Origin of the sequence: Bacteroides sp. 1001302B_160321_D4 (assembly GCF_015667765.1) — a bacterium.
GTDB classification, from domain to species: domain Bacteria; phylum Bacteroidota; class Bacteroidia; order Bacteroidales; family Bacteroidaceae; genus Bacteroides; species Bacteroides xylanisolvens.
The window spans coordinates 1-11883 of the sequence record NZ_JADPLO010000069.1; the positions used below are offsets into that span (position 1 = coordinate 1).

At 43.9% G+C, this 11883-nt stretch carries 9 protein-coding genes and 1 pseudogene; all 10 read right to left on the reverse strand.

The genetic code is table 11. From position 1 onward, the window contains the following. Positions 1 to 76 precede the first annotated feature (76 nt). Positions 77 to 265: pseudogene (locus KFO40_RS21235) on the reverse strand (UPF0104 family protein); the annotation flags it as partial. Positions 266 to 373: 108 nt separating this feature from the next. Beyond that, positions 374 to 1291, reverse strand: coding sequence for a phosphatase PAP2 family protein (locus KFO40_RS21240; RefSeq protein WP_004326585.1), 918 nt, complete (start codon positions 1289 to 1291; stop codon positions 374 to 376). A 138-nt stretch (positions 1292 to 1429) separates the two neighbouring features. Continuing rightward, complete coding sequence (locus KFO40_RS21245; protein ID WP_117683686.1) at positions 1430 to 2080, reverse strand: CDP-alcohol phosphatidyltransferase family protein; 651 nt, start codon at positions 2078 to 2080, stop codon at positions 1430 to 1432. A gap of 94 nt (positions 2081 to 2174) precedes the next feature. Beyond that, entirely contained in the window at positions 2175 to 2642 is a 468-nt protein-coding gene (locus KFO40_RS21250) for a GtrA family protein (RefSeq protein WP_004321425.1), read from the reverse strand. Between the two features lie 14 nt (positions 2643 to 2656). Next, complete coding sequence (locus tag KFO40_RS21255; RefSeq protein ID WP_004326579.1) at positions 2657 to 3136, reverse strand: phosphatidylglycerophosphatase A; 480 nt, start codon at positions 3134 to 3136, stop codon at positions 2657 to 2659. Between the two features lie 161 nt (positions 3137 to 3297). Then, positions 3298 to 4587: an inositol-3-phosphate synthase gene (locus KFO40_RS21260; protein WP_004300682.1), complete on the reverse strand. Its 1290-nt coding sequence runs from the start codon at positions 4585 to 4587 to the stop codon at positions 3298 to 3300. Positions 4588 to 4695: 108 nt separating this feature from the next. After that, complete coding sequence (locus KFO40_RS21265; protein WP_211146777.1) at positions 4696 to 7248, reverse strand: DUF5686 and carboxypeptidase-like regulatory domain-containing protein; 2553 nt, start codon at positions 7246 to 7248, stop codon at positions 4696 to 4698. A gap of 97 nt (positions 7249 to 7345) precedes the next feature. After that, on the reverse strand, positions 7346 to 8638 hold the full coding sequence (locus KFO40_RS21270) for a sensor histidine kinase (protein WP_008025737.1): 1293 nt from the start codon (positions 8636 to 8638) through the stop codon (positions 7346 to 7348). Positions 8639 to 8692: 54 nt separating this feature from the next. Continuing rightward, on the reverse strand, positions 8693 to 10042 hold the full coding sequence (locus KFO40_RS21275) for a sigma-54-dependent transcriptional regulator (RefSeq protein WP_211146778.1): 1350 nt from the start codon (positions 10040 to 10042) through the stop codon (positions 8693 to 8695). A 301-nt stretch (positions 10043 to 10343) separates the two neighbouring features. Continuing rightward, positions 10344 to 11822: a TolC family protein gene (locus tag KFO40_RS21280; RefSeq protein ID WP_211146779.1), complete on the reverse strand. Its 1479-nt coding sequence runs from the start codon at positions 11820 to 11822 to the stop codon at positions 10344 to 10346. Positions 11823 to 11883 lie beyond the last annotated feature (61 nt).

Consider the following 11883-nt stretch of genomic DNA (forward strand, 5'->3'; position numbering starts at 1 on the left):
ATCATTCTTGTTAAAGGTTACGGCGCAAAGATATGGCGGCTAACAACTTATGTCAAGGCGGAAAATAGAATGGTTACATGATGTACCACGATACTGTATTAATAAGGTAGACAAACAGCCATAGCAACAAAACCAAAGGTAAATATACCCCTGCACGCTTCAAATTCAGCCAAAGCTCCTGATAATCCATATCAAAAGTGAATATCATTATCAGAACGGCAATGATACCAAAAGCGAGAAATATATTACGGTACTTGTTCTTCACTATTTGTGAGACTTATATCTATTTTTTATATGGGTATATATCTGCTTTTATATGAGTATATACTTGCTTTTTGTATGGGTATATATCTCACTTTATTCACATATAATCTTACTTTATATACGTATAATATCTTTCGAAGAATCTTTTGAACGCCGGGATTCTCATCAATATGTATTCGAATACCAGCCAACCGATTAACGCGCAAGAGATGCCAAGTAATACATCAATGATATAATGATGGCATGAATAAATAGCTGTTCCCCAAATGCCGACCATGATAATAGAGAAAAGAGTAACCACATACCACCTGCATTTACCAATAATGGCATACACCAATGCAACTACCATATAGGCCGCATGCAGTGAAGGCACTGCCGCAAAAACATTAGCATTACGCCCGTAGATAGAATCAAAGATGGTTACTCCGAAGAATGCATCAAAGCGTCCCAATCCTGCAACATTACCCGGTGTGTTTAATATCGGTTCGAAACCGTAGTTGATGGCATACCAAGGCGGAGCGGCCGGATGAATATAATAACCGGCAAAACCAATCAAATTGACAAACAAGAATACTAACGCAAAGCGAAGGTAGGTTTTTCTTTCTTTCTTGAAATACAGGCAAAGACCGAACAGGATGGGAACGGGAACCCAACAAAGGTAGAAGATTCCGGCAAAAACGTCCGCTATCGGCCAGTTGTGTGCAGCGAAGTATTCGCAAGGAGTAACCAGAAGACCATTATCCATTACTCCGAAAAGAGACTTTTCGAGATTATACAGTCCGGCCACATCAATCGGGTTCACTTCGTAGTTGGGGCAAATACGCATCCAGTCATACGAGATTCCAAAAATGGCGAAAGGTAACAGGGCCACAGCCAACTTACGAGTAGGTAATCCGGCAAAAAATAAAACTAAATAGAGTACCGCCATTAACAGGTGCTCGGAACGAAGCCCGATGAAGATACTTGTCAGCAAAAGGAAAAGAGCCATAATGACTGTCACAGTCAGGGCTTCTCTCTTCGACGGCATTTGAATATTCTTTATCATTATAATGTTTTGATTAGACAACTAGACTATTTACTATTAGACTATTTACTATTGGACTATTTACGATGTACTATTTAGGATGTACGATGTAAATAGTAAATCGTCCAACAGTAAATTAATTCATTCTTTCATCACTTTGTAGCAATGTCTCACACGAGCAAATGCCGTGATATTGGCAAACAGGGCAACAAAAGCCAGAGGAACAATCATAATCAGGATTGGTTCGAAAACGGTGATATCTTTGAAAACGCCACAGAACAAAGCTCCGAGACTGGTCAGCACTACGCGTTCCGGACGTTGCATGAATCCGACTTTACATTCAATTCCTAAGCCTTCGGCACGGGCACGCACATAGCTTACCATCAGTGAGCCGATTAGTGCCACAAATGCAATGAGTGCATAAAGGAAATAATCTTTCATTGACAAATAGTAACAGATACCAAAGAAAGTCATCAATTCACTGTAACGGTCGAGTACCGAATCATAAAGCGCACCGAACTTGGAACTCATATTGCCCAGGCGAGCCACACGCCCATCCATCATATCGAACAATCCGGCAAACAGAATCACACCTCCTGCCCAGCCGATAATGGCCAGATCGTTTTGTCCGCCATAAATGCCGGCATACACAAACATACCTGCCGCTACTACATTGAGCACAAATCCGGTAGTGGTGATAAAGTTGGGAGTGATCCCTATTTTAATCATTCCGCGTATCAGGGGATTGATAATCTTATAAATCAGCTGTTGTAAATAATCTCTGTAATTCATCTGTTTAAATCTGTTTATATCTAAATCTTCTGTTTTTTCAATCTGTATATATCTAATTCTTTCGTTTTTTCATCAGTCTTTTCAATCCGTTTTTTCAGTTTCTTTTTCCGAATAAACTTCTGATATCTATATTCCGGTAAACAAAAAAGCGCTGCATATTATAATTCCAAAACAGTGCCACGATGATTGCCACTACCACTTTAGGGATAATGAAGAAATCACCGAAATACAGGCTAAGTGTGTTGCGTACCCAGGGAATCTTCGCCAATGATTCCGTCAGTGCATACGTTCCCCACGTATTGAGCCAAACGCTGCAAACCCATACAAGGACAAATTTTACGGCAACGTGTGTTTTCTTTCCTTTCGATTTAAAAGTCCATTTATAGTTGATAACGCAATTAACGATTCCTCCATAGATAGCTCCCGCCAGGGTGGCATATACATAGTAGACATCAAACAGCCTGACTAGAAGAATCGTAACGAGAAAGTCTGCAATAGTTGCCATTTGAGCAGAAAGCTGCGCCCTCAAGAACATGAAGATGCCGCCTTTCTGGGAAATCATCCGTGCAACTTTTTTCAGCCAATCACCCATCTCGCTCCCACTAACAAAATAAAACTATACACTCCCGCCAAAACATCGTCCATCATGACCCCTACCCCACCTTTCAGGCTTTCCATACGACGTATGCCCAACGGTTTGGCTATATCAAAGATGCGGAACAAGGCAAAAGCCGCAATCACGTACCAAAACCATTTGTCATCATTGGGAACAGCCAACAACGGTATCCACACTCCCACCATCTCATCCACTACCACACGCGAAGGATCTTCTCCCCAATAAGTCTCCAGCTTATCGGCAGCCCAAATGCCGGCGAATGTAAATACAATCACCAAAGCGGCAGTCAGCCATAATACCCAAGAGAAAGGAAGGAGAAAATAAAGTGCAATCCAAATGATAGAAGCCAGTAACGCCCCAGCCGTGCCGGGAGCAAAAGGAGAAAAACCGGAGCCAAAGCCCGTGCCTATAAAAACAGGTAGAAAGGGAGGACGCTTCATTTATTACTAATTACTAATTACAAACTACGAGTCGGTTGTGTCACGAGTCCCCCAACGAATGGGGAATTTGTACAATAAAAAAGTAAAAGTTGAGGTTGAGTATCCACCAGTCTTTATAGGATGGTAAATCTCAATCTCAACTTATTATTTGGGGTTACTGATTAAGCTAAGTAATCAGGTTCTTTTTCACCAATCATGTTACGCAATGTCTGTTTTACCATTCTCCATTGTGTAAACAAGTCGTGTTCGGGCTGATGTTCGAAATCGTGCATCGGGCTCTTGCAGAAGAATGACAACCAAGTCTGGATGCCACACATGCCTGCACGCATTGCCAAGTCGCTGAACAACACAAGGTCAAGAGCGATAGGAGCTGCAAGGATAGAGTCGCGGCAAAGGAAGTTCACCTTGATTTCCATCGGGTAGCCCATCCATCCGAAGATGTCGATGTTGTCCCATGCTTCTTTGTTGTCTTTGCGGGGAGGATAGTAGTTGATACGTACTTTATGATAAACATCTCCGTAGAGATCAGGATATTTTTCTGGTTCGAAGATAGTGTCGATTACAGACAGCTTGCTGACTTCTTTTGTCTTGAAGTTGTCCGGATCATCGAGCACTTCACCGTCGCGGTTACCGAGGATATTGGTAGAGAACCAACCGTTCACACCCAGCATACGGGTTTTGAACATCGGAGCCAATACGGTTTTCATCAGTGTCTGACCACTCTTGAAGTCTTTACCGGAGATAGGTACATTCTTTTGTTTAGAGAATTCCCACATAGCAGGAGTATCCACACACAAGTTAGGAGCACCCATCACGAACGGAGCGTCTTCTGCAATAGCAGCATACGCGTAACACATACTCGGAGAAATCACGTCTGTATTGTTTTCCTTCATTGCTTTCTCTAAAGCAGCGAGTGACATGTGTTCGTCAGACAGCGGAATGTAAATTTCAGTACTTGCAGCCCAAAGCACCACTACGCGTTCGCAGTTGTTAGCAGCCTTGAAGTCGCGGATATCCTGACGAAGTTGTTCTACCATTTCCCAACGGGTAGCAGCCTTCTTCACGTGTGTACCGTTCAGACGTTTTGCCCAGTTGTGATCGAAAGCAGCCGGCATCGGTTTGATAGCTTCCAACTCTTCTTTTACTCCATTCAGGTCTTTTTCTTTCAAAACCTCGGCGTACATAGCAGCTTCGTATGCGTTGTCCGGGAAAATATCCCATCCTCCGAAAACAATGTCTTCCAAATTCGTCAAAGGCACAACGTCCTTGATGAGTTTTTCTTCGTTGTTCTCCATGCGCATTGTGGCTAACTGTGTAATAGATCCTATCGGTTTTGCCAGTCCCTTGCGAGAGGCTAGTGTACCTACAATCATCGTGGTAGCTACCGCACCACCCACTCCGACTACCAGTACGCCAAGACGCCCGGTAGCGGGTTTAATTTCTTGTTTCATTTCTATTCTATTAAAATTAAACTAAAATTGATGCAAAAATAAGATTAATTAATTACTAATACAGTCTTTATTTGTCATATAAACATTGCAATTAGCAGGATTTAACTTTTAAAAGGTCATGTGGAGACTTATTCTCAAGCCTGATCTGTCAATCCCGGGCGAATCACGATAAGTGAGCCTCCAGATATAGTCCAAACGTAACACCTTGAAAATGTTTTCAATACCGACACCCGCCTCCACATAAGGTGTTTTTCCCATTGTTTGTGTGTTCTCTATCGGAAAAGCGAACAAACCGTCACTCAAAGCCGGATTGTTTTTATCGCTCAAATGTCCATATAATCCACGACAGGAAACTATTTCCCTCCATTTAAGTTTTTTCAACAACGGCACCCGGTTGAACAGCCATCCGTTGAGGAAATAAGTAACATCCCACGAGAAATACTCATCATTCATAAACTCCATCGCATTCATCAACGAGTAAGATTCCGGTTGGATGGTATAAGAAAGGTTGGCATTAGGCATGATAAGCAACGGGAAAGGTACTTTATCCCACACTTTACCTGCTTTTAGTATAACGTCCGTATAGCCGAACGCGGAAAACCAGAAACGTTTCTGAATACCGGCTTCGGTATGATTGTAGGTGTAATCGCTGCCCAACACTCCTTTTCCGGCAATGGTATGCGACAAGGTAAACACCGGTGCATCCAACGATACGGGAAAACGGTTCCATTGGGTCTGGAAGAATTTCTCGTTCGGAGCATAACGCAACTTCAACTCTGCGGCACTGATAGAGAAATCTTTTACCGGGGTGTAGGTATCTCCTTCTTTCTTTAAAAAAGGAATCAGGTAGGAGGACTCATCTTTCCGTGTACGTGCTGTCAACTGGAAAGAAAAGCCGGAATAAAACTCATTGGTATAGGTCATCTCCGCCTGCCGGAAATAGCCGATACGGTCGTCCTTCTCACGTTTCAAGGCCAGGAACACATTGTCTTTGCTTGTATACAGGTAATTTTGTCCATACTGGTTCACATCTGATTCGTAACGCAATTTCAATGAATGGATGGGAAATTCGTTGGCGTATTCTTTCTTCTTTTTGAAAGAATATTCCAGTTCTACCAATCCTTTCACTCTTTCATCTTTAAACCCGTAAGCCACATATCCTTTGCCAAACAGGTGCGGATTGAGCCAGGCGGTAGTCATACCTCCGGCACGGATACGGGGACCTTCCAATGTGTTACCGCTGATAGTGGCATTCATCGGACCGATATAGAAAAGCGGCGCTTCTTTGGAGGTAGGAATATATCCCGTAAAGAGAATGGAGAGTACTTTCTCCGTCCAGTAATATACCGGATAACTGCGTAATTGTGTCATCAGGCGGTCTACCGAGTTTTCCTGCTGGGAGATAGCGGCTTGCGGACGATTCTCCGCCCAGAATGTTGCGGGACGCGACAGGGCTTCCGTCTCTTCAATAATACGTTCGGGTTTGGTGAAAGCTTTGTCGGCTTCGGCAGTCGGCGTAAAGGTGTAGTTGCTGTAATCCGCTACACGGCGGGCAAAAATACCGTCCTGTCCTTCGGTCAGTTTAAACTCAACAGTGATACTTTCATGATCGAGCAGACGTGTGCCGTCTTCAGCGCGCTTAAATTCCTGTTCGAGCAACATGTAGTCTACAAAGTTCAGGTTTATCTTTTTGGGAAAATTGAATACGGCACGTTTGACAAAGTAGGTAGAGTCGAGCGTCACATACAGGTGTCCGTTGAAACCGAAAGACTCGGAATTAAAAGGCGTGAAAGCAAGGTCTGCACAAGGCTCTCCGGCAATCTGCAACGTGTCCATCAGGTAATATTTATAAAAGCCTGTGCCGATACGGGACAAGGGACTGACAAACTTATTTGTAAACAGGGAAATGTTGTTTTCATAGATGTCGACGTCTTTAAAGACTTCATTGATAGCTGCCTGCATCCCTTGTTTAGAGAGAAATTCATCAACACCGGCCTGTTTGCGTCCTTTCACCCATTGCTTCTCGGAACGGGGAGATTTCCGGTAATAGTCTGTGGCAAGCAGTTCACGGGCTGATACCGTCAGAATCGGTTTACCGGTAACGGCAGAAGTATCTACATATTCCGTCAGGAAATCAAATTTACGATATAGCCATTTTTTCTGTTTCTCTTCATCGAAGTTATTCAACGCAAAGGTGGTCTTTTCATAACGTTCGCGTTGCCAGAAGTCTTTCTCGTAGGGAGAGTAGTTGTCACGGCTTTCAATCATACGGCGGACAAATTCTACGGCAGGATTATCTTTCTTCCGGTAGTGTTCACGTTTGGGTTTGACTACCACTTCACCAAGCGCGTATTCGGTAGGCGCAAGCGCTACTTTATAGGATGCATTATGGGCAGGGCGAATGGTGCGGACATAGTCATTATATCCGATTACAGAGATTACAAGCACTGCTTCGGAGCGATGAGTTTTGAAGTAAAAGCGTCCGTCGCTTCCGGTAGTAGTTCCTTCGGTCGTGTCTTTTAAGCGTACAGATGCATAAGGCAAAGGTTCTTTGGTCAGAGAATCAGTCACCACCCCTTGTACCACATACTGCGCACTTAGCGGAATACTGATAGCCAATAAAAGAAAGAGCGTCAATGTGCCTTTTTTCATTAATCTCATACCTTAAATCCTATTGAATTGAGCGGGGCAAAGGTAGGAGTGATTTCAAGACAAAAAAAGGTCTATTTGATGGAAGAAATGTTCTTATTTGACACAATTAGGGGAAAATAATACGGAATCGGGTCAGTCCGTCGGCATAGGTTCGCAAAGAGAATGTGCACCCATGACGCATCAGTACTTCGCGAATAAAGATAAGTCCGATTCCCTGACCGTTCGGTTTGGTGGAGAAGAAAGGACTGAACAGTTTAGCTTCTGTTTCTTTGCTGATTCCCTGACCGTTATCTATCACTTCAACAGTAGCCGGAGCGAGGGTGCGGACTATTATTTCCCCATCGGTTTCAATGCTTTCCGCTGCATTTTTGATGATGTTTACGAGTACTTGCTCAAACAAAGCGGCATCCAGCATCACATCTTTCAGACTTTCGTCCATTTCCATGCGGAGTGTAATGCGACGGTCATTACACATTCCTTCCATAAACCGCTTGCAGGTGAAAACCAAATCATTCAGGTTGACAGAAGAAAGTGTCGGTTCGGGGATTTTCACCACATCGGCAAAACGGGTGATGAAACGACTCATTGAGAAACAACGGTCGGTACATACACGCATCACGTCGCAGATGTCTTCCATTCCTTCTTCGCTGGAAAGGGCTTGTTCTACCGTATCCAGTGTGGAAGTAATGCCGGCAGTCGTGTTGTTCACTTCGTGGGCAATCATGCGGATCACTTTCTCGTATGCTTTCTTTTCCGCTTTCATCACTTCGTCGGTGAGGGTTTCTACCAAGTAGAAGGGATGCTGAAATCCACGATCAATGAAAGAAGAATGAGTACACCGGTAGATATTCGAGTCGTTCAGACGGACGGTTACCTTCTCTCCTTTCGGGAGGTTGGCCAATTCCACCGCTAACGGAGAATCAATCTCTTTCATCTTCTTGCCTTGTACGTCTTCCAAACGAACACCCAGCATTTTCAAAGCCATCGGATTCAATTCCGAAAGGTCTTCATCAAGGGAAGTTATAATCACTCCCATCGGAGAAGCTTTAATCAGCAAATCGAGAAAATTATTCTGTTCACGCAGACGGAGACGTTCATTCTTGAGCTGCTCCATCATGCGGTTGAAAATATTCACCACACGATCGGCCTCATATTGACCTACAGGACTAAGGCGGCTACTGAAATCCTGCTCACGCAACAGTTCCATACCGCTTCCGATTGTATTCAACGGCTTCACAATCTTACGATAGAAAAAGGTCAGATAAATGAGGATGAAAAGTATCAGCCCCTCCCCTATGTAGAAAAAGATTGTATTCAGTTGACTGGAAAGGAACAGCAATACACTACCTAATGCCAGCAGCAGAAAGACTAGTATGTAAAAGAATCCTTTTATACGCACGTTATCTGTGGTTAACGGTTAATCTTAATATTATTAGGCACGTGCCTAAATTTATCACATTGTTATATTATATTTTTCGAGACGGCGATAGAGTGCTGCACGGCTGATACCCAATGCCGTAGCTACCTGACTCAAATTTCCTTTGTAACGGTCCAACGCCTGGAGAATGGTCTGGCGTTCTATTTCATCCAAAGTCATACCGGCCAGAGCTGCGCCTTCGGTCACTCTTGCGTCATTGTGGCGAATATACTGCGCATCAAAATCGGAAGCATCAAGCAGCGGTTTACCACTTACCAGAATGGTACGTTCCACCAAGTTCTTCAATTCACGAATATTCCCCGGATAGGGCAATCGGCTCAAGAATTGCAGGGCATCGGCAGAGAACTCCGTACGGGGCAATCCGTTGGTTACCGCCTGACGGTCGGCAAAATGACGTGCCAGCAAGGGAATATCTTCACGACGTTCGCGCAAGGCCGGCAGTTTCACTGTTATCAGATTGATACGATAGAAGAGGTCTTCACGAAAAGTACGTTCGCCCACCATTTTGCGCAAATCGGCATTGGTGGCTGATACTACCCGGATATCCGTCTTGCGCGGACGGCTGTCGCCGAGCACTTCAAATGTCTGATCCTGCAATACACGCAGTAACTTCACCTGGCACGAAGGGTCGAGATCACCTATTTCATCCAGGAAAATCGTCCCTTTGTTTGCCATTTCAAAACGTCCGATACGGTCTGCGGAAGCATCGGTAAAAGCTCCTTTCTTGTGCCCGAACATTTCACTTTCGAACAGGCTTTGGGAGATACCTCCAAGATTCACTTTCACAAAGGGATGTTTGGCACGCTGACTGTTGATATGAATAGCCTCGGCTATCAATTCCTTACCTGTTCCGCTTTCCCCTGTAATGAGGACAGAGGCATTGGTCTTTGCTATGCGGGCAATCGTATTCAACACATCCATCAATCCCTGGCTACGCCCGATGATGTGGCTGCGGTCGAAAGAATCGCTCTGTTCCTGCGTTGGTTCCTGTGGAGTGCCCGAAAGTTGGAGTGCCGTTTCAATGCGTTGCAACAAGGCGGCATTATTCCAGGGCTTCGTTATGAAATCAAAAGCTCCTGCCTGCATTCCTTGCACGGCAAGTTGGATACTTCCCCAAGCGGTCATCAATATCACCGGTGTTTCGGGACGGAATATTTTTACTTGTTTGAGTAGGGTCAAACCCTCCTCACCCGTTGTAGAAAGAGTGAAGTTCATATCCATCAGGATTAAATCCGGAGCTATGGAACGTACTACTTCCATAGCCTCCCGCGGACCGGGAACGGTCTGTGCTTCATATCCTGCCCGCTTCAACATGAAGCTAAGCGAAGAACGCACTGCGCTGTCGTCGTCAATTATCAGAATCATAGTTAAAATTGCAAGATTCCTCTACCAAGAAAACTTCTTCTGTTTTTTCAATCTTCCAAGAAGAAGTATTTCTTTTTTTATTTCTTTCTTTATTTATAATGGGGGATGAATTTTTCTGTATTATTTACGTATTTTTCATTTCCCGAGTGTTAAAATCGAGTTTCAAAGGTACTATAAATAGTTCGTAATACCAAATGAATCAGGCATAAATACGCAATAGTCTGTTTGCAGACTTGAAAAACTTTTCCCATAATCTCCGGCAAGTTCCTCCATAAGATTCAAAAGCTTTTTCCTACCCTTTCTATTGCCGGATGATTTCATCAAAATCAGCTTCAAGTTCGGTATTGGTACGAAAATCCCATAGCGTCAGACTGCGAATCTGATAATAATAATACCAATAATAATAAAGTTCGGAAATATGTTTCTGTCTCGCATCATCTTTAGAGTTCTGCGCATCATTCAAATCCAAGGTATTGATTTTACCTATCAGGAAAGTTTCAATACTTGTTTTATATCGTTGCTGGGCTATCGCATCGGCTTCTTTGGCTATGTCCAATTGTTGTGCCTGATTATTGAAATGCTCCACCAACAGAAAAATGTCCTGATTGAAGTTTATCTGTTCCTGACGAATTTTTGAAAGCACTACATCCCGGTTACTCTTGGCTACCCGGACTTTCCCACGGCGTTTTCCCCAATCGAGAATCGGAATCTTAACGCCTACCTGAACAATCTGATTATCCTGCAAGTTCCTGTAAACGGCCGGAAAATTCCGGTTCTCACCCGTATATCCTACGCTTGCAAACAAATCGACACTACGCAAATTTCCGCGTGCAGTAGCTACTTCATAATCGGCTTCCAACTGGCGGCGACGGATATTCTGTGCAAAAGAATTACGTTCCAATGCTTTATTTAACACCTGATTGTACTCCATCCTCGGACCATCCACAGCTTCGGGAAGAACCGGGTTTAGTACTTCATCCTCTCCCACTCCCAAAAAGGCACGGAGCTGGAACATCTTGGCATTGAGATCACTCTCTGCTTCCGTCAATGCAGCCTTCGCATTCAAAGCGGAGAGCCTCAACTGCAAGAGTTCATTCTCGGAAATTTGCCCCATTTTGCGTTTGGCAAGGGCTACTTCATAAAGGTGGTCGGCATTTGTCTGGTTCTGTTTCGCCGTGCCAAGATTTTCTTTTGCCAACAAAAGATTAAAGTAATAAGTGATGGCACGCATCGTCACTTCTTCGGTAGCAGTGATAAAAGCTGCTTTCGCTTCGGCATAACGAACCGGTTCGATGCGTCTGTTCCACTTTATATTATTGACTCCAAAAATGGGTTGTGTAAGTTGTAATGTGACAGGAACCGACATAAAATGACGGTCTCCTCCGGCTCCCAATTGCTTGATATAGTCGAGAGAGGAAGTCAGCGAAAGTTTACCACCGGTAAGCCAGATGTTTTGATCGATAGAAAGATCACCGGTAAGCCCCAATGTGTTATTACGGACGAAACCGTAAGAACCGTCCGAATTTTGATAGGAACTATATGATTTGTTATAATTGGGCAGGGTTCCGGTCAAGTTGACTTCCGGCAGAAGATCGGCACGAAAGGTACGAAATTCCCAATAGGCCGTTTTCAATTCATTCAAGGCAACAGCAGCGTCAACAGATTGAATACGCGCCATAGCAATAGCTTCATTCAAGGTTATTTCCCTTTCCTTCTGTGCCGACAATGCCAACGGCAGGCAAACGGCAGCAAGAGCAAACAATATACTTTTCTTTTTCATTATGCACAGTATTTTCCACTATGAGAGAATCAAACGATGTGCCAAAAAAGTAAAGTTTTTA

Coding starts and splice junctions, on each gene's coding strand:
- KFO40_RS21240 (WP_004326585.1), bottom strand. CDS start 1,291: ATGCCGTCGAAGAGAGAAGCCCTGACTGTGACAGTCATTATGGCTCTT.
- KFO40_RS21245 (WP_117683686.1), bottom strand. CDS start 2,080: ATGAATTACAGAGATTATTTACAACAGCTGATTTATAAGATTATCAAT.
- KFO40_RS21250 (WP_004321425.1), bottom strand. CDS start 2,642: ATGATTTCCCAGAAAGGCGGCATCTTCATGTTCTTGAGGGCGCAGCTT.
- KFO40_RS21255 (WP_004326579.1), bottom strand. CDS start 3,136: ATGAAGCGTCCTCCCTTTCTACCTGTTTTTATAGGCACGGGCTTTGGC.
- KFO40_RS21260 (WP_004300682.1), bottom strand. CDS start 4,587: ATGAAACAAGAAATTAAACCCGCTACCGGGCGTCTTGGCGTACTGGTA.
- KFO40_RS21265 (WP_211146777.1), bottom strand. CDS start 7,248: ATGAGATTAATGAAAAAAGGCACATTGACGCTCTTTCTTTTATTGGCT.
- KFO40_RS21275 (WP_211146778.1), bottom strand. CDS start 10,042: ATGATTCTGATAATTGACGACGACAGCGCAGTGCGTTCTTCGCTTAGC.
- KFO40_RS21280 (WP_211146779.1), bottom strand. CDS start 11,822: ATGAAAAAGAAAAGTATATTGTTTGCTCTTGCTGCCGTTTGCCTGCCG.